This is a genomic window from Novosphingobium sp. BAM6, from assembly GCF_057784955.1.
Genome location: NZ_JBYNTR010000019.1, coordinates 1 through 20,088, shown reverse-complemented (window position 1 = coordinate 20,088; position 20,088 = coordinate 1). Strand labels below are relative to the sequence as shown.

Here is a 20,088-nt window from a genome sequence, read left to right as displayed (position 1 = left end):
CGGATCGACAAGTCGCGAGCTTGCCGCATCTTCGAGCGAATTCTCGCCCTCGATGAAACAGGCGTCAAAACCTTGCTGGCGGCAACGCTCGCGAACTTCAAAGGCAGACACCGGAACCTGCGCGACATCTTCGATCGGCGAGCGACAGAAATGTCCGGCGCATTTGCCTGCGACCCATCGCTATCAGAAGCGCGGCATCAGTTGATCGGCGCCTATTTCCTCAATGAATACAGCTTCGAGGCAGCCGCCCTGTTCAACCCAAGCATTGTTCCGCATCCAGACCAGTTCGGCACCACGGGAGGCCGGTTCATCCTGAGCGCAAGGGCAGTGGGCGAAGGCCACATCTCGTCGCTGACCTTCCGGACCGGCAATGTCGCTACTGATGGTACCGTTACGATCGATGCCCCGGAGCGCCTTGCGAGTGTTCCCGAAATTACCGCGCGAGTTGGTGATCGGGTGGAGCTCGCCTTCGATCCCGCCAGCGAGATTACCGAGCGGGTGATCTTTCCCATCACAGAGCATCAGGCAAATGGTATCGAGGATGCGCGCTTCGTTGCGTTCGAGCACGACGGCAAGACCACATATTATGCGACCTACACCGCCTATAGCGGCCAGGCCATCAGGTCTGAGTTACTTGAAACGGAGGACTTCGTTTCATTCCGCATGGCACCGCTCAAAGGTGTAGGCGCACGCAACAAAGGAATGGCGCTATTCCCTCGGAAGATTGGCGGACGTTACGCGATGATAGCGCGCCACGACAACGAAAATCTCTACCTTATCTATTCCGACAATCTGCATGAATGGGGTCTTGGCCAGCCTATCCTCCAGCCAGCGCATGCGTGGGAGTTTATCCAGATCGGCAATTGCGGTTCGCCTATCGAACTGGCCGAGGGATGGTTGCTCTTCACGCACGGTGTCGGCCCGGTCAGACACTATTCGATCGGCGCCGTGCTGCTGGATAAGGACGATCCCTCCAAGGTCATTGGACGATCCCGCCAACCACTCATCCAGCCGGCGGCATCCGAACGCGAAGGCTATGTGCCGAACGTCGTGTACACCTGCGGCGCCATGCAACTGGAGGGCAGAATCGTGCTTCCCTATGCCATCTCCGACACCTTTTCGACCTTCGCAACCGTTGAGACTGCAGCGCTGCTCGAACTTCTGAAATCTTAAAAGGAATAAATATGACCGGCAATCCGACAGCACTCCCGACTGAGAACGCAAGCGATGCCGAACTGGAAGCAATGCAGCGATACGGCATCACGCGCGTGTCCGATGTGATCTATCTGGTTGGGCCTTATCGCTATTCGAAGCTCGCCGATGCGCTTGCCGAGGCGAAGCGAAGAGAGATCGCATTCTGAGGCACTGCCTGGAACTTCTGATGGAAAGCCGGGCTGGCCAATTGTCGTGCAAGCGGCCGGGGCACCCGGCGCCAGACTTGCCATGAACAATTGAGTCCGATCCATGCTCACCGTCCAGGAAAGGACTACCAATGGAACTTACATCCGACCAGTGCCGTGCACAGGAAGCCATTCAATGGGAACGCGCCCAGAGCGAGCCGCTCGAAAACGTCCGAATTGTGGCTCTGAGAGCTGCAATCGCCTGGGGGCATGAAGCGACGGCTGCAGAGCAGCGGGAAGCTCGAAAGCGCCGCACACGCGCGATCGCCGAATTGATGGAAGTGCAGCGGCAGCGGAGCGACGACCGCGACATACGAAGTTTCAGTGAGAATCCGGATCGCGGTTTCGCGGACATTTAGAGGCTCATGGAAGACCTGCTCATCAGGCATCGCACGAGCTACCGATATCAGGTGCCGGTTGAGCTCGGGCCGCATCGGCTTATGCTTCGGCCGCGCGAAAGCTGCGAGGTCCGTCTCAAGACATTCGATCTCAATATCCGTCCGCAAGCTCAGGTATCCTGGGCGCATGACGTCTTCGGGAATGCTGTCGCGACAGCCGTCTTCGCGGGGCTGACCGACGAGCTCGTCATCGAAAGCTCCGCGCGCGTGCAGCTTGAAGCGGTGGCATGGCCCGTGTTCGATATAGCGGCGTCCGCAATTTCCTACCCCTTCCGCTACGCCGACGACGAATGGACCGACCTCGGTGCCCTGACCGTGCAGAGCTATCCTGATCCGGGCGGTAGATTACGCGATTGGGCGCAAGCGTTCGTTGGTGGCAATCCGACCGATACACTGGCCATGCTCAAGGATCTGAGCGCTGGCGTGACCGGGTGGATCGCATACCGGTCGCGCGAGGATGAGGGTACTCAGTCGCCAGAGCAAACCTTGAACCGCGGCTGGGGCTCGTGCCGGGATTTTGCTGTGCTGTTTGTCGAAGCGGCCAGAAGCCTCGGCTTCGGGGCGAGGATCATTTCCGGCTATCTCCACAATCCGGATCAAATTCTGGACGGCACTTCGGGGGGCGGGGCGACCCACGCCTGGGCAGAAGTTTTTGTGCCGGGCGCCGGCTGGATACCCTTCGATCCAACCAATCGCAGTGTTGGCGGGGCCAATCTCGTGCCTGTGGCAGTAGCCCGCGAAATCGGGCAAACGATTCCGGTCGCCGGAACTTATGTGGGCTTGTCTCGACTGGTGGATGCGATGAACGTCGAGGTCTCCGTCGCCTCTTCGGACGATTGCTCCTGATTTCGTCTCGATGTCCACCAGAGCAGGATCAGCAACCCGATTATCGCGGATGTCGCCGACCCCAGGAAAACTCCCAGCTTGGCAGCCGGCAGCAATGCCGAACTAAAAGCCAGGTTCGAAATGAAGATGGACATCGTGAAGCCGATTCCCGTCAGAAAGGCTCCGGCCACCAGCAATATCCAGTCGAGCCTGTTACCGAGTGTTGCGACACGGAAGCGCACCGCCAACCATGCGAACAGCAGGACACCTGTCGGTTTGCCGACCACCAGGCCCGCGAAGATGGCAGTGGAGACCCGCTGGTCCAGATCGGCTCCCGAAAATGCCACACCGGCGTTGGCCAGTGCAAAAATAGGCATGACCGCAAACCCGACCCAAGGGTGCAGCATCATTTCCAGGCGTTCCAGGGGAGAGAGCGATTCCTCGATCGCACGCCCGGTTTCCCTCAGATCATGGCGTTCCGATGTGTCGCCGCTCCAATGCTCGCCAGTTGGGTAGGCCGTCAATTTACTCATGATGGAACGTAGACGCTCATCCCCAACCCACGCGCGGGCGGGGGTCATCAAGCCGAGAATTACGCCGGCAATTGTCGCATGAAGACCGGAGGCATCGAAGCATAGCCAGATGCCACCGCCGAGCACAAAATAGACCGGGATGCTCCTGATTCCTATGCGAGCGGAAATCGCCACAACGCCAAGACCAAGCATTGCCAGGCCAAGCGCACCGAAGTTCAGTGTCTCACCATATGCGACCGCAACGACGGATATGGCGCCAACGTCATCGAAGATCGCCAGAGAAACCAGAAATATCCGCAACTGCGCAGGTATGGATGATCCAAACAGCGCAAGGCCGCCGATTACAAAGGCCGTATCGGTCGCCATCACGGTTCCCCAGCCGTGTACACCGGGCTGCCCGTTCATGAGGACGAGATAGATGGAGACGGGAACCGTCATGCCGCCGAGCGCGGCCAGGAAGGGCAAGGCCGCGGCTCGCGGATTGCGGAGCTCGCCCAGAGCGAATTCCCGCTTGAGTTCGAGCGAGACGATGAAAAAAAACAAGGTCATCAAGGCATCGTTGATCCAATGGTGCAACGAGCGGGTGAAATCCAGCTGCCCCACCTGAAGGCCTATCGGCATCTTCCAGAAGTTCAGGAAAGGGGCGGACAAGGGCGAGTTGGCCAACACCAGTGCGACCATGGCGCAAAGGAGTAACAGTCCCCCTGCCGCAGCCTCAATCTTGAGGAAGCGCGCAAATGGCCTGGTTACGCGATCGGCGACTTCGATCGGAAGACCCTGGTTCCTGTTCTTATCGATAATGTTCCATGCCTCGTCGGAAGGTCAAAATCGGAGGGCGCGATCAGTGAGGCGCACCGCGAGCAATTTCCTTTTCGATCATCCTGACGAACATGTCGCCATATTGTTCGGTTGAACTGTAGTCTTGCTCGTATTCCCCGACGTTATGGCCGGAGCCGAAGGCTGACTTCAAGCGCTCGAGAATTTCGGGCTGGCTCTCTGCAGGAAAGCAGATCAACGACTGAAGAATCCTGGCATGCGCGAGTACTCTGCGCTCCAGCTCGGTTGCTTCGGCTTCCATTTTCGTTTCCTTTTTCGTTCCTGGTGCGGAGACTGTCACTGAAGCTGGCCTATCGGGCAGATCGCTGGCGCTCCAATTCAGCCTTTGCGAGCTCGAGGTCCGTATAATTGTAAGGACCGACCCGGTAGTTCGTCACGGTACTCGCTGTGATCCCGGCTGGGATCTCCGGCTCGTGCGGACTGCGCGCGTTTCTTTCGACCGCACCTTCCCGAAATCCTTGTGGTCGGCTTGACGTAGATGTCACTGCCGGGGGATCTTGCTCGCGACAAAGGGCAAACATGTCCTTCAACAAGGCAAGCTGATCGGAAATCCGTTCCAGCGCAGAGATCTCACGTTCCTGAAAGGTAAGTGCGGCGCGTCTCTCGACGAGCTCCGCCGGAGGTTCCGCATCGAAGGGAAAACCGGGAAATTGCTCTTTCATCGCCCGACGCCTCTCATTTCCAATGATATCGCGGGAGGCCGGCGTCATGCCGATATTGGCCGATGCGCTTCGCATAATATTCCACCAGATCGAAGTAGATCTGCCGATCTTCGGGCCCCTCCGACCGCCGCGCATTGACGAGGGCACGTTGATGGTTGGCGTAAAGCTGATTGAGATCCATCACTGCTCCCTTCCTGGTTGGAGCCACCCAATGGGGGATTTCCCGCCGGGCGAGTTTACTTCTGATCAGGCCTTCTTCAGGTTCACGGCGCAAATTTCGCCATCATGGTCAGATTGCGTATTGTACCCGTAGCGGTCATTCTGCTTCGGCAATTGAGCTTTGTCCTGGAGATCGGCCCACCTGAAAGGCAAGGGGCCGCCGCCCTTCTCGGGTGCAATGAAGCCCGTGCCAGTTGTATCGTGGTAGTGGCTGACCTTCCCGTGCTGGGTCATCACGCGCATTCCTTCCGCTCTGGGAGAGCCCTGATTGGCTGCATCCGCAGCTAAAGGCGTAAAAGAAGGAAAGAGGCGTTTCGGCTACGCCAGTCACCGTCGTTCGCGACAGGTAGCTATTGTGAAATGGAGTGCGCCGCCGCAAAAAACAAGGTCGGAGTGAGAATATTGAGACGATGGGGCGCCTTCTCCTACGAAGGGCTCGAATGGGCCATATTTCTCAAAGTTGGTATTTCCAGACCAGCAACACCGAAAGCGTGCAAATCATCAATTAGGACAAGGGGCAGCTCGGCGCGCACATAATCCCGGAAATGATACCCGCCCGCGCTCATGATCAGGATGTTTGTCTGGTAGGCGATGGGAGTGGCATAACACAGGTTGCAACCGAACAGCACGGCGAGAACCAGTGGCTCCGCCGGTATGGCAAGCTTTTCGGCCAAGCTCACCGCGATGGGCGTGCCTACCGCTGCAGCCGCTGTGTTTGACGAGAAATTGGTGAGCAATGTCGCAAAGGCCATCATGATCGCCAGGACTACCGCTCCTGGAAAGCCCTGCATCCCAAGCGCAAGCGAACTGCCGAGCCACTCCGCTGCGCCCGTTTCCAGTAATGCCCGGCCAAGCGCGATGCTGGCAGCGACAAGCACGATAACCTTGGCGCTCAAGGCCTGACCCAACCGATCGAACTTCACGCACCCCGTCGCCAGCATGACGATCGATCCCGCAAGGGCCGCGATTGCAATGGGGACAAGATGCAGCGCCGCAAGCAGGACAACTCCCGCAAATATCAGCAAGGCAAGGCCAGCCTTCGCCGTACGCGGAATTTCCGCTGCGCCCTCAAGCATCATTGTGCCTTCGCTTATCTGGATTTGCTCCAACGCAGCGCTGCCGCCCTGTACCCACAGCACATCGCCAACTTCCAGGCGTTCAGCATCGGCCCTGGACCTGCCAGGGAAAAATGCTTGTTCCGGGTGATGAAGCCGCATGACTGCAACGCCATATCGGTCGATGACTTGTGCTGATCTTATAGTCTGCCCGATGAGCGAGGAATCCGCTCCGATGACGAGCTCCGCCATCACCTGGCCTTCACTCTTGTCTCCGGCAAAGGTCTCGACGGTCTCCATCATTGCCGGGCGCACGAGAGGCATTTTCATCGCCGAACTGAGTTCCTGCAACTCGGCACTTGTGCCCTCGACCTCTATGGCATCGCCAAATTCTACAATGAATCGAGGATCGGTCTGCAAGCTGCCCTTGCGGACAGCCCCGACCACTTCAAGCGCCCCATCGAACCTTTTGCGCAGAGCCTGCAGGGATTGGCCGATTGCAGGCGAGGATTCCCGTGGGAAGAGCGTGGACCGAAATCGACGGGTCAACTGCTCGTCACTCGCACTGTGGGCAGGGAGCAGACGCGGCATGACAAGCCAGAGGTATGGCAGCGCAACCAGGGCGGCGAGAAGCGCCACATCGGTAAAATGGAATATGCCAAACCTGGGCAGGCCAAGATCCTCTGCGATGGAAACCACCAGCAGATTGGTGGAGGTTCCGATCGTGGTTGCCATTCCGCCGATGAGAATGGCGCAATTCATCGGCATCAGCGTTTTCGATGCGGGTATGCCGGCGCGGATGGCCAGGTTGATCATGATTGGCATGGTCAGGACCAGTACCGGCGTATCGTTCACGAACATGCTCATCAGGCCACCGACCACGAGCGAGAACAGAAGACCCAGCAATCTGCTGAACTTCCACAGACGCGTGAGCAAACGTCCTGCCGGTTCAAGTGCACCCGTAACAACCAGCCCGCGCCCGAGGATCATCAGGGCGCAAATGGCGATCAGCGCTTCATGGCCAAATCCGCCAAAGGCAATTTCCAGCCCGGTGTAGGATCCGTCATGCTCGATCGGAAAAAAATAGGCGCTAATCGCGAGCACGGCGATCAGAACGAGCGGGACAATCTCTATCCGGACACGGCCGCTCGCAAAAAACCAGAACGCCGTTACCGCGATCAACATCGCTCCGATCGCATGTGGGGACGGAGCAATCAAAAAAACTCTCCCTGCTTGAATATCAACGGGAACCTGTAGGAACGCACTGTCGCCACGGCCGACGCGTTCCTGCACCATCACCGTCGTAGCCGGCCATTCGTCGAGAAATTCGCTGACGTGCTGTGCTGTGGACTTCGTTGACATGTGGCACGGGCTAGCACGCTTCGACATTAGCGGCGGGCAAAATATGCGAGCAACTGTGTCTTCGGTAAATCGCGGCCGAGATCAGTCAATCAGGCGCACCCATTAATCGATGAACGTAAGGCAAGTTTTGAAGGCCTCAGCTTCAGCCTTGAACGGCGGCTATGGCGGCGAAAGCCGACATGATCGGTGGACCTGAGCGCAGTCAGGACATGACGGCTAACTGGAGGCCGAAGACGGCCCGTGAGCGTCTCAGAAGGGTCGACGCAAGAAGCGGGGCCAGCGATGACCCCGCTTGCGCGCATCAAGCTGTGACTGGGATAGGATTGTCCGCTACGCTCTGGTTGAAGGCGGTGACCAGCGCATGTTCCTGCGCTCCTGGATTGTCGCGCAGCGGCTTTACAGCATCGACCAGGATCTCTGGATCATCGCTGGCCAGCGCGACCAAGGTCTGTTCGATAAATTCATCGAGCGGCATCGCCCGAGGATCGCCGCTCTTGTAGATGAGATCCGTATCGACCCAGGGCGGGGCGATTTCCTGGACCCGGACAGCGGTGTTGCGGAGCTGGAAGCGCTGCGACAGGGCGTAGGAATGCAGTGCTGCCTTCGTTGCCGAGTAGATGGCGTTGGTTGCGAGCGGCACGAAGGCGAGGACGCTGCTGGTGTAAAGGATCGTCGCGTCCGGCTTGGTCTTGAGATGCTCAATCAGCGCGGAGGTCATGCGGATCGGCCCGAGCAGATTGGTGGTGAGAAGCCCCTGCGCCATGGCGTCGTCGATTTGCGCTGCCGCATCATCGAACGGCATCATGCCGGCGTTGTTCAGCAACACGTTGGTTTCCGGGAAGTCGCGCCGGATCGTTTCGGCAGCTTGCGCGATGCTGGCGGGGTCGGTGATGTCGAGCTCGATCGCCACCATGCCGGGATTTGCGGCGGTTACCTCGTCGAGCAGCGCGCGGCGGCGGCCGGAGATGATCACCTGGTTGCCGCGCTGGTGCAGCGCCTGGGCGAGTGCGCGACCGATGCCGCTGGTGCCGCCGGTGATGAAGATGGTGTTGCCGGTGAGTTTCATGATTCTGGTCCTTCTGTTCGTGAGCCGGGTCAGGCAGCGGCTGCTTCGACGCGGGCGACGCGCGGGAAGTCGAGGGTGGTGCCGACGAGGTTGTTGATGCTGTTGGTGAGGATGCTGATCGCGACATGGGCGATCGTTTCCAGTATCTCGGCGTCTGCCAGGCCCGAGGCGCGAGCCTGCTCCAGGGCGAGCGAGCCAGCGCGGCCATGATCGGCATTGACGGCAAGCGCAAACGTCAGGACTGCCGCTGCGTGGCCATCGCTGGCCCGGCCGAGCTGCGCATCGGCAAGGTCGGTGGCGGACAGCCCCGCCGCCCGCCCGGCACCGGTGTGGGCGGCCAGGCAATAGTCGCATCCGTTGGCCGCGGCGACGGCGATGGCGATCTGTTCCTGAACCCTGGCAGGGAGCGTGCCTTCGGCAAGCGCAGCGCGCCCGTCCCAATAGACGCCGAGGACCGCAGGGGCCTGGGCCATGACGCGCAGGAGATTGGGCACCTTGCCCATGCGGGCCTTCGCCTCGCGGAAGATCGCAGCGGTATCGGGCGCGGCATCGGCATCGGCAAGAGGCGCTATGGTCGACATGATGGTGTTCCTTTTTCGAGTTCAGGCGGCAACGCGGTCGGCAAGGCCGAAGCGGGCGGCAGGGGCGCTGGCGGACAAGTGCGGGCCAAGGGCGGCGCGGGCGGCTTCGTATGCGTCCCACAGGGCGATGTCGGAAAGGGCGGGGATCGTGCTGGTTTCACCCCGGTCGAACCCGACCAGTGCGGCATCCACCATGTCCTCGGCGCGCATCACGATCTCGCCGGGCAGATTCTCGATGGGCAGACCGCCGGCTTCCCAGAAGTCGGTTGCGGTGGCGCCGGGCAGGACCGACTGGATGCGGATACCCTTGTCCACCAGTTCCTTGTGCAGCGAGAGGCTGAAGGCCTGGACGAAAGCCTTGGAACCGCCGTAGACGCCGTTCAGCACCTCCGGGGCGATGGCGACGATCGAGGCGATGTTAATGATCGCGCCCCGGCCACGTGCCACGAAGCCTGGTACAGCGGCATAGGTGAGCCGCACGGGCGCCGTGACGTTGAGGCGGATCATCGCTTCCATGCGGTCCACATCGCTCTCCAGCAGGCTGGTGTGCGTGCCGATTCCCGCATTGTTGACGAGCAGGGTGATGCTGGCGTCGCGGCGCAGCACGGCTTCGACCGAGGCAAGGTCTTCGGCATTGCCCAGATCGGCGGCGATCACCTCTACGGAACGCCCGGTTTCGTCGGACAGGCGAGAAGCGAGCTTCTGCAGCTTCTCTTGATTGCGAGCGACCAGGATCAGGTCGTGACCTCGGCGGGCCAGACGATCGGCGTAGATGGCGCCGATCCCGCTGGATGCGCCGGTAATGAGTGCGGTTCCCAAGGTCATTGATAGTTCCTTTTTCAAGAAGCGGTCGGTGACTTCCGACACCCGCTTTATGGGCCGGATGGACAATGGCCGAAATGACGTATAATGACATGATTTAGGACATATGGAGGTGAAGCAATGCCGCACGTCGCGATGGTGCTGACGCCGGGCTTCCAGTTTCTGGCGCTCGGAGCGCAAGCCGCGTTCGAACTGGCCAATGTCGTGGTGGAAGAACCCTTCTACACGCTGGGCATCTATTCGGTTGAGGGCGGGCCAGTCGCATCGTCCAGCGGCTTTGCCGTGCCGACCGAGCCGCTTCGCGACGCCGGAACCGTTGATACCTTGCTGCTGATGGCCGGGCTGATGCCGCCGCCGCTTCAGGCGGCATCGACGCTGGCGGAGCTCCATGCAGCGGCCGAGCCGGCGAGGCGGGTCGCGGGCTTGTGCACCGGCGCTTTCCTGCTTGCGCAGATGGGACTGCTCGATGGTCGGCGCGCGACGACGCACTGGGCTTATGCAAGGCTGATGCGCGACGGCTTCCCCGGCGTCCGGGTGGAGGACGATCGCATCTTCATTAATGAAGGCAAGGTTTGGACATCAGCGGGGCTGACGGCCGGGCTGGATGTAGTAGTGGCAATGGTCGAGAAGGATCTCGGGCATGACGTCGCGCGATCGGTCGCACGGCGACTGGTGATGCATCATCGCCGGGCCGGCGGGCAGTCGCAGCATTCGGAGATGCTGGACCTGGCGCCCAGTAGCGACCGCATTCAGAAAGCCCTTGTCCACGCCCGCAGCCATCTGGACAATCCGCTGACGGTAGAGGAACTTGCCGAAGTGGCGGCACTGTCGCCCCGTCAGTTCAGCCGGGCGTTCCGCGCCGAGACCGGTCAGTCGCCGGCCAAGGCGGTGGAGCAGCTACGGCTGGAGGCCGCCCGGCTGCTGCTGGAAGATACGCGCCACAGCCTGGAGGCGGTGGCGCGCGAGGTGGGTTTCATCGACCTGCGCCGTATGCGCGAGGTGTTCATGCGCAATTACGGGCAACCGCCCCAGGCGCTGCGCCGGATGATGCGCACCGCCTGAGGCGGGTGGTCAGTCGAGGCGCATCAGCCGTTCCATCGTCGGCGGATTGGCCAACAGAGAGTCGAACCGGGCAGCAAGGCTGGTGAACGCTGGCGCAGCGGCATGGGCGTCCAGCGCGGCCTGGTCCGACCAGGCCTCGATCATAACGATGACACCCTGTTCGTCGCGGCTTTCATGCGCAAGGTAGGCGATGCAGCCGGGTTCTGCGCGGACCTGCGGCAACAGGTCCGCGATCACTTCGGCAAGCTCGCCCGCCTTGCCCGCTCGGGGGACGAGGCGCGCGACCAGATGGACCACGGCGCCGCTGTCAGCTTCAGTCATCGCCCCAATCCTCCAGCACGATCTTGCCGCGCGTGGTGGCGGTTTCGATCTGGCGATGCGCGGCGATCAGGTTGGCGGCGTTGATCGGCGACAGCGTTTGCGTCAGCGTGGTGCGGATCTCGCCCCGGTCCGCCAGCATTGCGACCTCGTCGAGGAGCTTGCCCTGTTCCCCCATGTCCGCCGTGCCGAACAGCGACCGGGTGAACATCAGTTCCCAATGGACCGACACCGCCTTGCGCTTGAAACCGACGATGTCCAGGGTGGCCGGATCGTCGATCAAGGCCAAGCGGCCCTGCGGCGCGATCAGTTCGGCAATGTCGGCAAGGTGGCGATCGGTGTGGGTCGTCGAAAAGACGAAACGCGGCGCATCAAGTCCGAGAGCCGCGACCTGCGGTGCCATCGGCCGGCTGTGGTCGATGACATGATCGGCGCCCAGGCTGCGCACCCAATCGGCAGTTTCCGGGCGCGATGCGGTGGCGATGATAGAGAGGTCGGTACGGGCCCGCGCGATCTGGATCGCGATCGATCCGACACCGCCTGCGCCGCCGATGATCAGGATGGCCCCGGGGCTATGCTCCGTCCGATCCTGCACGCGGAGGCGGTCGAACAAGGTTTCCCACGCGGTGATGGCCGTCAAAGGCAGGGCAGCCGCTTCGGCGACGGAAAAAGTGGAGGGCGCATGGCCGACGATGCGCTCGTCGACCAGCTGGTATTCGGCATTGCTGCCATCCCGCGTGATATCACCTGCGTAGAAGACCGGATCGCCGACCTTGAAGCGGGTGACGTCCGGCCCGATAGCCTTGACGATGCCGGCCGCGTCCCAGCCCAATATGCGTTCCTCGCGGCCGTCGAAGGGAGCGACGCCAGCGCGGACCTTGGTGTCCACCGGATTGACCGACACTGCCTGAACTGCAACCAACAGGTCACGACCGGTCGGCTGAGGGCATGGCAGTTCCAGATCGAGAAGAGCGTCGGGCCGGTCGATCGAACCGGGGTGATGATAGGCGATGGCGCGCATGGGAGATGCTTCCTTTTGCAGTTGTCCTCCCCATCTAAGGTCGGTGGCCCTGCGCGCCATACGCACAAAAGCCGCCCATAGTGTCGAAAAGGATACCGTCTTTGTCGAAGCCCCGCCATTCCCGCCTCGATTGCACGCCCGGTTGCGCCGTGGAGGCTGCCATCAGTCTGATCGACGGCAAGTGGAAGGCCGTGATCCTCTATCACCTTCAGGATGGACCTGTCCGGTTCAATGAACTGCGGCGGCGTAGCGGGACCGTTACGCAGCGCATGCTCACGAACCAGCTGCGCGAACTCGAAGCCGATGGACTGATCGAGCGCGAGATATTCGTTCAGGTCCCGCCCCGGGTGGAGTACCGCCTTTCCGACCGCGGTCGCACGCTGACGCCGATCATCGAGGCGCTAAAGACATGGGGCGATGCAAATATGGACCTGTTCGCTCGCCGCTAAATCCCTCTTCTCGTGTCGCCAAGCGGACCGTCCGCACCCAGGAATCTAAAATTTACGGCTGAATGGCGACAAAGGGTCGAGGCCGGAAGGGACAGCTACGCGCCCATTCCGCAATTCAGTACTGCCTTTTCGCTTCCGAAAGGCGCACGAACATTTATCCAATCAGGCTAAGCTGCGACCAGTTCAGCGATCTTAGTGGCAACCGTCGCCATTGACTCTTCGGAGGTGCTTAGTCCAGCCCGAGATGCGAGCAGAAGGCTAACCTTTTCAAGCTCCTCATAGGTCGTCCCATGCACGACTGGAACAAGGCGCTCCCGCCGCAGCAGAGCGGAAAGCTCCTTGTCAGCGATACCTTCTGCCGGAAGCCGGCGTAGCATAGCGGGTGTCACCAGCACGATCCCAACACGAGAGTTCACCAAGCCCTTGTCGATCGCCCGCATCATCGGCACTCCAAGGCCGAGGTCTTTCTCGCTAAACCATACCCGAACGCCGCGCGCTTCAAGCATGTCATGAAGGTCTTTCGCTGCTCCCTGACGATCATCCCAAGCGTGGCACAGGAAAACGTCTCGAAGGTCAGGCTGCGCAACGGCGAGACTTTCGATCTCTTCTCGAACGGGCGTTAGCGCCCGTACCTCTTCGGGCGTGTACCACACGCCGGATCCCGACGGGGACCAGCGCGGCCTTGAACTGCGCGGCCCGGTGCCACCCGATGAAGAGGGGGACGGGTTAGGGCTATAGCCTCCGTGGCCTACGTAGCCGCTGTAACCGCCGTATCCACCGTAACCTCTCGACCGACCACCACAGGCAGGACAATCTGCTGCCGCTGCCGCTGAACGGTGTCCTCTAGACGGTGCAGTACATCTGGCCATGCGAACTTCCCCTCTTCTGATTGATATGGGTCTGCGCAGAGGTGGTTACACGAAGCTAACCGTCCGATATGGATTTGCATCCAGATCGGTGCTTCTAATCATTATCGGCCGCGACGCTTTGGCCGATAGCCGTTCCGTCGCCTTCGCAATCCGCGCTCGAACAGCTTATCGTGAAGCAGAGCAGTCAGTCGTGCTTGCCACCCCTCCGTATGCATGACCCGGTCGAAGTGAGCATCTTGGTCGCGGAGAAGGTCAAGACGCGATCGTTGAGATATCTCGCTCCAATCCTGGTAGAGCAGATAAACGGCGTTGCCATACTTCAAGTTCTCGAACACGACTAAATCGTCGGCAAACTGAGCTCCGAAATAAGACCCGAATCCACCTTGGCCGCGGATGTAAGCCTTCGGCCGGAACTCCTCGAACAGTCGTACCCGCTCTCGCACGTGCTTCTCGAAATCTGGTGCGTTCGCTGGGCGCGCCGATCCCACTAGCCGCGCCACAACCTCATCAGCCGTACCAGGCGGGAATATCTGCCAGTCGAGTGTGACTGTGGCAGCGTACTCATCTCTGCTCGCGTTGCTCGCGAAAGCGCCGGTGACCCCGGTGTTTTCTTGGAGCACGTTGATCGACCAAAGTAGCATCAGGTCGAACTCAGGCATTCCCCGTTCCAGCATCGGAGACAGAGCGAACTTCACCACGACCGCGTTGCCGCCGCGATCTTCAAGAACGCTTGACTCCACTGTCATTCCCTGCGGTTCAAAAATCTGGTGTTGATAAACGTCCTTTGTCCAAGAACGCATCGTCCACCCATTGCGTGAGCCATCACCAAAATTCGGTGACTCAAAAGTCCATGTCTTTTGAACCATAGGCCAGTCTTGGCGCTTGCGATCCCAACCTAAAGCATTTCGTTCCGACCATTTACCGGCGTCAGCGGGAGGCAAAACCGTGCCAGATGTAGCAACTTCGCCGTTCTCAATCCGCAAGCCAACATGAGCATACAGGCCTGCGGCGATATCATCCCGGGATATTTTCTTCGTCGCTGCAACCGCGATCAAATCACCGTCGATGGCATCGACCAATGCTCGGACATTCGGCGGGACCTTCTGATAGTTACCTTTCCAAGGAAAACGTGACGGCATCCGCTCAACCCTCCCAGTTCTTTACGGAACATATCCGGCACACAAGGTCGCGTTCAAGAGCTAACTTGTTATATAATGCAACAAAAATGGCAACGGGGGCTTAGCTCGCTGCTTACAACTTTTACCAGTGAGAGGAGGCAAAACCGAGCTATCGTGGCACCTGATGATCAGCTGCTTTCCGCCTCGCGCGCCCATGAGGGGTTAGCCAGCATATGGCCCGTCCGGGTCATCCAGAATGGGGAAGCTGCCGGTCCGCACCTGGGAGCCGTGAAATTGGCTGCTGAACGACCGGCAAGGGTCGGGCGCAGAAGGCCCTAGTCGTGCCGACGAGCGAGTGGCCGCCAGGCGCCCTATGCTGACGGCGGGCCGGGCGTATTCGGATTTTCTGAAGCCGACTTCCGCTGGTCCACCACAGCTGTGAGGTTCATCAAGATCGCGACAACACCTTGTCCATCTTCAACAGCACGTAGCCTGCCACGACAAACCCGCTCGCTATTGCTGCCGCGTTTAACAGTGTGTGCGGCCAGCCGAGTACGGCGAGGTTCATGAAGGGGTATGGATAGCGACCGTCCATAGCGCCGCGCGCCAGACCATAGCCAAAATAGCCGAGGGGGAAGATCGCCCATCTGAGTGGATCGCGTCGATCCAGTCCGCCCCTAGGTGCGAAATCTATCCACCAGATCGGGACGATGACCGGTGTCACGGTGTGCAATAGGAAATCCGCCAAAGCCGCGCCGCCACTCAAGTACAGCAATCCACGCAACAAGGTGTGATAGACTGCTCCGACGAGCATGATGGCGAGCGTTACTCCGTCGACGAGACGGGAAGAGGCATGCCAACCAATTGCCAGCGCCGAGAATAGTATCGCGACCAAGATGTTGGTGATGACCGTGAAGTAGAGAAGCATCGTCCAGAGCGCTTCGGGGACCGATCCGGCCAGTCCAACGCTTGCAACGAGTTGGACGCCCAGCCCTGTCCACGTCGTTGCCGCGACGGTGAAGGCGGCAGGTCGCATAGGGCTATGCGGTTCTGACATTTTCCAACCCCAACAAACAAGGCGCCTAAATCAGTTGAAGGATACTGGCATCATCGCCTCACACATAGATGGCAAATTCCCTTTGCCACGATCCGACAGCCGTCAGGCCGCAATCAGCCAGTCCAAGGCAGCCAGAGTGGCAAATGCTGCCGGTACTCAGCTGGGAACGCAAAATTGGCGGCTTACCGTCTCCTAAGGGTCGGCTGTGACAGGCAAGGCCTAGGGCGAAGTTGACGTTCGCTTGAGCTCATCCCAACGAGGGGTAACGACCCAGTTCAAATCGTTGGCGCAACCGGATGCTTAACCCCGATGCGGCCACTCACAATCACCGCGCTCAGGCGCTCTGCATAGGAGCGATCGAGCGGCTCGCCGAGTAGCAAGCGATACCAGAATGCGCCATGGATCATATCGCTCAGCGGTCCTGTATCGATGTCCGCCGGCAGTTCCTGGGTCGCAAGGGCCTCCGACAATATTGCTGCCAACGCTGCTTCCCTTGGCTTCACGAAGTGCTCGCGAAATTGCTGCAGGAATTGTGAGTCGGCCTGTGCGGAAGCGATCAGGCTGCGTATCGCTCCGCCGTCTCGTTCCAGATGCCCGAAGAGCTTGATCAGGAACCGGCTCAGCGTGGGGGCTAGGCCGTCGTAGACGAGTTCGTCCGCTTCGGCGGCGCTGTCGAGAAATGCCTCTAGAACGACCTCCGCCTTGCTCGGCCATCGGCGGTATAGGGTCTGCTTGGCGACGCCCGCAGCCTTGGCGATCTCGGCCATTGTTACGGATGGATAGCCCTGACGGATCACGAGAGCGCGAACCACCTCCAGCACGCGGCTTTCGGTCCCCTCGTTCCGGGGGCGGCCCGGTGAACGCACTTTCTCGTCGAAATCCATCGCATGCCTCATTGCGAGACCGCAGTCTCGATATATATACAAGACCATAGTATCATAATTGAGTCGAAAGGCGAACCGTGTCCGCAGAAACTTTCACCCACGCCGAGAACGGAAACGCACGACACCTCAGCCCAGTCGGCACCTTCGTCCTCCTCGCGGTTGCTTGTCTCACGATCATGGTCGGGTGCGTCATCGTACCCGGTCTTCCCAGCATCGCGCCTGCCCTCGGCGTGGGGCGTGCCGCGAGTTGGCTCGTCACCCTGCCGTCGCTGGGCGTGGTGCTCTTCGGCCCGATCGCGGGACGATTGATTGATCGGATCGGTGCCTATCGCGCGCTATGTCTGGGTCTCATTCTTTATGGTGTTCTTGGTCTTGCTGCTGTCGCGCTGCATGGCCCGGCCGCGATATTCACCGATCGTCTGCTCCTTGGCGGTGCGACGGCATTGGTGATGGCTAGCGGCACGATGCTGATTTCCGGCTTCTTCAGTGGCGAACAGCGGCTCGCGATGATCGCGCGGCAAGGCATGGCGATCGAGCTAGGCGGGGTGATTTTCCTGTCGATTGGCGGGTATCTGACCCGGTTCGGCTGGGCCGCACCATTTCTTCTTTACGCGATGGCCTTCGTTTTCCTCGCCATGGCGCTCGTCTTCATACCCAGGACCATGCCGGAGCAAGGGCCTGAGCAAGACATCCGTGCCGAGATAGGAGCAGGCACGATGGGACCGGTGCTAGTCGCGGCGTTCGGCTCGATGATCACCTTTTTTGCGGCCATCATCATGCTGCCTTTCAGCCTTTCCCGGATCGCCGGGCTGTCGGAGGCGGAGACAGGCTATTTTCTGTCCGGCGCTTCCCTGGTGGCGGTGTGCTTCGCCGGGATCATGCCGAAGGTTGCAGGGCGGCTGGGTGAGCGGATCACTCTGGTCATCGCCTTCTTGTGCTACGGCTTGGCGCATATCCTGTTCGCGCTGGCGCCGGGGCTCCCGCTTTTTGTCGCCGGGGGCATTCTGCTTGGCGCGGGCTTCGGTCTTTCTGTGCCACTGGCGAACCACATGACGGTCGAGCGCAGTCCGGCCCACTTGCGCGGCCGTTCTCTCGCCAACCTCTCAATTGCGATCTTCCTTGGACAGTTTCTTGCCTCGCCGCTCGAATATGTGCCCGGTGGAACAGGCGCGGCCTTCGCCTGCGCCGCAATGATCGCCTTCGCTGCAGCAGGCTTTGGATTGACTCGCTTCGCGCGGTCATAGCCGAACGGTGGGTATCGCCACGAAACAACAAATGCGGCTCGAAATCTGAACGGCGTGGTTTGATCGCCAGGCGCCCCCCGTTCTTCGTAAGAAGGGAGGCGCCCTTAAGAGACCCGGTGACGAGTGTTGACGGCAGCTACGCACGACTTTTGGGTTGGCCAAACCAACGAATCGTTACCGTCTCGACTTCATCAAGAGAGGGCAGGCGCTCGCATGCCCATGCAATCACGCCGTCAGGTCGAATGAGCGCCACATCAGTGCCGAGGCTTTCGCGGGTTGTCGCGCTGACATAGGTGATACGGTCAGCCCAACGGTTGGAAAGCGCCTGCAACGAGGCTCTCGCGCCAAAATCCAGCAGCAGACCACGTCCGCTTCGTAAATGCTCGTTGACCCTGCTACCATCGGATAGCTCGAAATCTGGCGTACTTCTGCCAACGAGGGGATGGAGGTCGCCCAAATCGTAGCGAAGCCCTACACCCCAGGCACGTTCTGCAAAATAGCTGGCCCCATCGCCGGTTGCGACAAGATCCCTCACGATTGCTTGCAGCGCCCGCGAACTCGCGCTCGGGCGCATGAGTGCAACCTGTGCCCGCGACCAGTCAAGGATCTGCGCCCCTATCGGCTGCCGTTCGCTAGCATACGTATCGAGCAAATCCTCGGGCGCATCCCCCCGGATCGTGGCGGCAAGCTTCCAGCCCAGGTTCATTGCGTCGCCAAGACCGAGGTTCAGCCCCTGACCGCCCAATGGCGAATGGACATGCGCGGCATCGCCCGCCAGCAGAACTCTGCCTCGTCGATACGCGTTCGCCTGATAGGCCCTATCCGTCCATGTGGTTGCAACCTCGAGTGCGGTGACCGAGACATCGACACCGGAAACCTTGCGCAGCACGGCTTCGATATGATCGCGGCTCGGTTCGATGCGGTGAAAGGCGCAGCCGTCGAAATCGACCATCGCGATCGTGTCGGGCGCCGCGTACGTATACATGCCAGCGGGAGTATACTGGCGGCCGGGCTTCAGTGCCTTCGGGTCGGCCAGCACGACTTGCGCCGAATAGCCGGTGAACTCCGGATCGGTGCCCGTAAAGCCGATCCCCGCTGCTTTGCGCACGGCGCTGCGTCCGCCGTCGCAACCGACGAGCCAATGTCCTTCTAACACCTCGCCCCCAGCATGGACGATGACGCTTGCACCCGATTCCTCAAAGGCTTCAAAGCTGCAGCCGCGAAGGATCGTGGCGCCCAGCATCTCTGCACGCCGGGTGAACATGGCCTCGATACTCGCCATATCGGCCGCGATGCTGCCGACGGGTCCGGGCAGGCGATAGGCCCACCGCGCAGGATCGATCTGATCGTGAAAGAACTGAATCCCGGCGAAGTGACCGCCGGGAGAGCGTTCCTGCTGCCTCCAGTGTGCGGTAGCGGGTATCTTTTTGCCTGCCGCCTGGGCCACCAAATCGTCAAGCAGATCGCGCCGATCGAGACTTTCGATAGTGGGCACGGAAAGGCCGCGCAGACCGAACGGCAAGCTCTTCAGTGCTGTATCCGGATTCTCGGCCCGTTCGAGGACCAGCACGGAGACACCGGCCAGCCGCAGTTCGCAGGCCAGGAAGAGGCCGACCGGGCCTGCGCCGGCAATGATCACGTCATGAAAAGTGGTATCGAGAATAGGCATAGACGCTCCTTGGTCGCTGTTCGACCGGAGCGTTTCCCGAACCCGAGCACCACACGGACGAACCTTGGAGTGCCCGGGCAGGCATTCCATGTTCGTCGTGGGGATCTCGACCACGAGGCCAAAGACCAGAGCCTTCGTTACCGAAAGGACTTGGGCTTACCAAACCAAGTCTACCTTTTCCGACCCGCTTAGCATAGCGCCTCGGCAACCAGCTTTCAACAATCTGTCCATGACATCAGACGATCAAAGGCCGTGTTCGGGATTTGTGAGCTGCCCGAGTAGCGACCGTACTTGGTCCGGAGCCGACCCATGCGAGCGTCAGCTTTCCTCAATTCTCGGCTACGAACTGTACCTTTGCCCATCGGTCAAGCTCGGGTGTCAAGGATGGGTAAGCGGACGGACCGCACCTAGGCACGGAAATTCAGCGACTGAATGACCGAAAAGGGTGTGCGCCGTGCAAAGGCGGCACTTTCTAGTGGGTGAGAGGCCCACCCGGCGATGCTCCAGCCGGAAGCAACCGGGGCAGGCATGGAGGTGACGAAATGTCTGAAGCCCCCGGATAACGGTCACGTAGGTGATCGTGCGAGCGTACAGGCCGTAACGTGAGTGAACGCTGAGCAATCCTCGAAAATGCCGA

At 60.4% G+C, this 20,088-nt stretch carries 22 protein-coding genes; 7 read left to right on the top strand and 15 right to left on the bottom strand.

The window, feature by feature from the left end; translation table 11 throughout:
* Positions 1–3 precede the first annotated feature (3 nt).
* The 4 genes from AC3EC3_RS19240 (at position 4) to AC3EC3_RS19225 (ending at position 2,644) form a co-directional block, all read left to right on the top strand.
* Positions 4–1,173 (top strand): glycoside hydrolase family 130 protein, encoded by a 1,170-nt coding sequence (locus AC3EC3_RS19240; RefSeq protein WP_488491198.1) that lies wholly within the window; start codon positions 4–6, stop codon positions 1,171–1,173.
* Between the two features lie 11 nt (positions 1,174–1,184).
* Positions 1,185–1,361 carry a hypothetical protein gene (locus AC3EC3_RS19235; RefSeq protein ID WP_488491196.1) on the top strand — a complete coding sequence of 59 codons (177 nt, stop codon included), beginning with the start codon at positions 1,185–1,187 and terminating at the stop codon, positions 1,359–1,361.
* Between the two features lie 131 nt (positions 1,362–1,492).
* Complete coding sequence (locus AC3EC3_RS19230; RefSeq protein WP_488491195.1) at positions 1,493–1,759, top strand: hypothetical protein; 267 nt, start codon at positions 1,493–1,495, stop codon at positions 1,757–1,759.
* Positions 1,760–1,765: 6 nt separating this feature from the next.
* Positions 1,766–2,644: a transglutaminase family protein gene (locus AC3EC3_RS19225; protein WP_488491194.1), complete on the top strand. Its 879-nt coding sequence runs from the start codon at positions 1,766–1,768 to the stop codon at positions 2,642–2,644.
* Here the strand turns inward: AC3EC3_RS19225 and nhaA are convergent.
* From nhaA to AC3EC3_RS19185, 8 genes are all read right to left on the bottom strand, one after another.
* Positions 2,569–3,876 carry a Na+/H+ antiporter NhaA gene (nhaA, locus tag AC3EC3_RS19220; RefSeq protein ID WP_488491197.1) on the bottom strand — a complete coding sequence of 436 codons (1,308 nt, stop codon included), beginning with the start codon at positions 3,874–3,876 and terminating at the stop codon, positions 2,569–2,571. The two genes, AC3EC3_RS19225 and nhaA, sit on opposite strands and share 76 nt — an antisense overlap.
* 121 nt (positions 3,877–3,997) lie before the next feature.
* A complete protein-coding gene (locus AC3EC3_RS19215; protein WP_488491193.1) occupies positions 3,998–4,234 on the bottom strand; it encodes a hypothetical protein in 237 nt (78 codons plus the stop codon).
* A 434-nt stretch (positions 4,235–4,668) separates the two neighbouring features.
* Positions 4,669–4,836 carry a hypothetical protein gene (locus AC3EC3_RS19210; RefSeq protein WP_488491192.1) on the bottom strand — a complete coding sequence of 56 codons (168 nt, stop codon included), beginning with the start codon at positions 4,834–4,836 and terminating at the stop codon, positions 4,669–4,671.
* A 65-nt stretch (positions 4,837–4,901) separates the two neighbouring features.
* On the bottom strand, positions 4,902–5,108 hold the full coding sequence (locus AC3EC3_RS19205) for a cold-shock protein (protein ID WP_488491191.1): 207 nt from the start codon (positions 5,106–5,108) through the stop codon (positions 4,902–4,904).
* Positions 5,109–5,299: 191 nt separating this feature from the next.
* On the bottom strand, positions 5,300–7,291 hold the full coding sequence (locus tag AC3EC3_RS19200) for an SLC13 family permease (protein WP_488491190.1): 1,992 nt from the start codon (positions 7,289–7,291) through the stop codon (positions 5,300–5,302).
* A 301-nt stretch (positions 7,292–7,592) separates the two neighbouring features.
* Positions 7,593–8,357, bottom strand: coding sequence for an SDR family oxidoreductase (locus AC3EC3_RS19195; protein ID WP_488491189.1), 765 nt, complete (start codon positions 8,355–8,357; stop codon positions 7,593–7,595).
* A 29-nt stretch (positions 8,358–8,386) separates the two neighbouring features.
* Positions 8,387–8,938 carry a carboxymuconolactone decarboxylase family protein gene (locus tag AC3EC3_RS19190; protein ID WP_488491188.1) on the bottom strand — a complete coding sequence of 184 codons (552 nt, stop codon included), beginning with the start codon at positions 8,936–8,938 and terminating at the stop codon, positions 8,387–8,389.
* A gap of 21 nt (positions 8,939–8,959) precedes the next feature.
* Positions 8,960–9,763: an SDR family NAD(P)-dependent oxidoreductase gene (locus AC3EC3_RS19185; protein ID WP_488491187.1), complete on the bottom strand. Its 804-nt coding sequence runs from the start codon at positions 9,761–9,763 to the stop codon at positions 8,960–8,962.
* Between the two features lie 117 nt (positions 9,764–9,880).
* Between AC3EC3_RS19185 and AC3EC3_RS19180 the strand changes: the two genes are divergently transcribed.
* Complete coding sequence (locus tag AC3EC3_RS19180; RefSeq protein WP_488491186.1) at positions 9,881–10,822, top strand: GlxA family transcriptional regulator; 942 nt, start codon at positions 9,881–9,883, stop codon at positions 10,820–10,822.
* Positions 10,823–10,831: 9 nt separating this feature from the next.
* On the opposite strand, the gene AC3EC3_RS19175 is transcribed toward AC3EC3_RS19180, so the two are convergent.
* Positions 10,832–11,143, bottom strand: coding sequence for a putative quinol monooxygenase (locus AC3EC3_RS19175; RefSeq protein WP_488491185.1), 312 nt, complete (start codon positions 11,141–11,143; stop codon positions 10,832–10,834).
* The gene (locus tag AC3EC3_RS19170) at positions 11,136–12,161 is read right to left on the bottom strand and encodes a zinc-binding alcohol dehydrogenase family protein (RefSeq protein WP_488491184.1); all 1,026 of its coding nucleotides are present in this window, start codon (positions 12,159–12,161) and stop codon (positions 11,136–11,138) included. Before AC3EC3_RS19170 ends, AC3EC3_RS19175 begins: the two co-directional genes overlap by 8 nt.
* A 101-nt stretch (positions 12,162–12,262) precedes the next feature.
* Here AC3EC3_RS19170 and AC3EC3_RS19165 point away from each other — a divergent pair, with 101 nt between their 5' ends.
* Entirely contained in the window at positions 12,263–12,610 is a 348-nt protein-coding gene (locus AC3EC3_RS19165) for a winged helix-turn-helix transcriptional regulator (RefSeq protein ID WP_488491183.1), read from the top strand.
* 167 nt (positions 12,611–12,777) lie between these two features.
* Here the strand turns inward: AC3EC3_RS19165 and AC3EC3_RS19160 are convergent, their stop codons facing one another.
* From AC3EC3_RS19160 to AC3EC3_RS19145, 4 genes are all read right to left on the bottom strand, one after another.
* On the bottom strand, positions 12,778–13,263 hold the full coding sequence (locus AC3EC3_RS19160) for a toll/interleukin-1 receptor domain-containing protein (RefSeq protein ID WP_488491182.1): 486 nt from the start codon (positions 13,261–13,263) through the stop codon (positions 12,778–12,780).
* 317 nt (positions 13,264–13,580) lie between these two features.
* Positions 13,581–14,618 (bottom strand): hypothetical protein, encoded by a 1,038-nt coding sequence (locus tag AC3EC3_RS19155; RefSeq protein WP_488491181.1) that lies wholly within the window; start codon positions 14,616–14,618, stop codon positions 13,581–13,583.
* A gap of 427 nt (positions 14,619–15,045) precedes the next feature.
* Positions 15,046–15,633 (bottom strand): Pr6Pr family membrane protein, encoded by a 588-nt coding sequence (locus AC3EC3_RS19150; RefSeq protein ID WP_488491180.1) that lies wholly within the window; start codon positions 15,631–15,633, stop codon positions 15,046–15,048.
* Positions 15,634–15,929: 296 nt separating this feature from the next.
* A complete protein-coding gene (locus AC3EC3_RS19145; RefSeq protein WP_488491179.1) occupies positions 15,930–16,538 on the bottom strand; it encodes a TetR/AcrR family transcriptional regulator in 609 nt (202 codons plus the stop codon).
* A 77-nt stretch (positions 16,539–16,615) separates the two neighbouring features.
* Between AC3EC3_RS19145 and AC3EC3_RS19140 the strand changes: the two genes are divergently transcribed.
* Positions 16,616–17,782 (top strand): MFS transporter, encoded by a 1,167-nt coding sequence (locus AC3EC3_RS19140; protein ID WP_488491178.1) that lies wholly within the window; start codon positions 16,616–16,618, stop codon positions 17,780–17,782.
* A 136-nt stretch (positions 17,783–17,918) separates the two neighbouring features.
* Here the strand turns inward: AC3EC3_RS19140 and AC3EC3_RS19135 are convergent, their stop codons facing one another.
* Positions 17,919–19,451 carry an FAD-dependent monooxygenase gene (locus tag AC3EC3_RS19135; RefSeq protein ID WP_488491177.1) on the bottom strand — a complete coding sequence of 511 codons (1,533 nt, stop codon included), beginning with the start codon at positions 19,449–19,451 and terminating at the stop codon, positions 17,919–17,921.
* Between the last annotated feature and the right edge of the window lie 637 nt (positions 19,452–20,088).

Coding starts and splice junctions, on each gene's coding strand:
- AC3EC3_RS19235 (WP_488491196.1), top strand. CDS start 1,185: ATGACCGGCAATCCGACAGCACTCCCGACTGAGAACGCAAGCGATGCC.
- AC3EC3_RS19230 (WP_488491195.1), top strand. CDS start 1,493: ATGGAACTTACATCCGACCAGTGCCGTGCACAGGAAGCCATTCAATGG.
- AC3EC3_RS19225 (WP_488491194.1), top strand. CDS start 1,766: ATGGAAGACCTGCTCATCAGGCATCGCACGAGCTACCGATATCAGGTG.
- AC3EC3_RS19215 (WP_488491193.1), bottom strand. CDS start 4,234: ATGGAAGCCGAAGCAACCGAGCTGGAGCGCAGAGTACTCGCGCATGCC.
- AC3EC3_RS19210 (WP_488491192.1), bottom strand. CDS start 4,836: ATGGATCTCAATCAGCTTTACGCCAACCATCAACGTGCCCTCGTCAAT.
- AC3EC3_RS19205 (WP_488491191.1), bottom strand. CDS start 5,108: ATGACCCAGCACGGGAAGGTCAGCCACTACCACGATACAACTGGCACG.
- AC3EC3_RS19200 (WP_488491190.1), bottom strand. CDS start 7,291: ATGTCAACGAAGTCCACAGCACAGCACGTCAGCGAATTTCTCGACGAA.
- AC3EC3_RS19195 (WP_488491189.1), bottom strand. CDS start 8,357: ATGAAACTCACCGGCAACACCATCTTCATCACCGGCGGCACCAGCGGC.
- AC3EC3_RS19190 (WP_488491188.1), bottom strand. CDS start 8,938: ATGTCGACCATAGCGCCTCTTGCCGATGCCGATGCCGCGCCCGATACC.
- AC3EC3_RS19185 (WP_488491187.1), bottom strand. CDS start 9,763: ATGACCTTGGGAACCGCACTCATTACCGGCGCATCCAGCGGGATCGGC.
- AC3EC3_RS19180 (WP_488491186.1), top strand. CDS start 9,881: ATGCCGCACGTCGCGATGGTGCTGACGCCGGGCTTCCAGTTTCTGGCG.
- AC3EC3_RS19175 (WP_488491185.1), bottom strand. CDS start 11,143: ATGACTGAAGCTGACAGCGGCGCCGTGGTCCATCTGGTCGCGCGCCTC.
- AC3EC3_RS19170 (WP_488491184.1), bottom strand. CDS start 12,161: ATGCGCGCCATCGCCTATCATCACCCCGGTTCGATCGACCGGCCCGAC.
- AC3EC3_RS19155 (WP_488491181.1), bottom strand. CDS start 14,618: ATGCCGTCACGTTTTCCTTGGAAAGGTAACTATCAGAAGGTCCCGCCG.
- AC3EC3_RS19150 (WP_488491180.1), bottom strand. CDS start 15,633: ATGCGACCTGCCGCCTTCACCGTCGCGGCAACGACGTGGACAGGGCTG.
- AC3EC3_RS19145 (WP_488491179.1), bottom strand. CDS start 16,538: ATGGATTTCGACGAGAAAGTGCGTTCACCGGGCCGCCCCCGGAACGAG.
- AC3EC3_RS19135 (WP_488491177.1), bottom strand. CDS start 19,451: ATGCCTATTCTCGATACCACTTTTCATGACGTGATCATTGCCGGCGCA.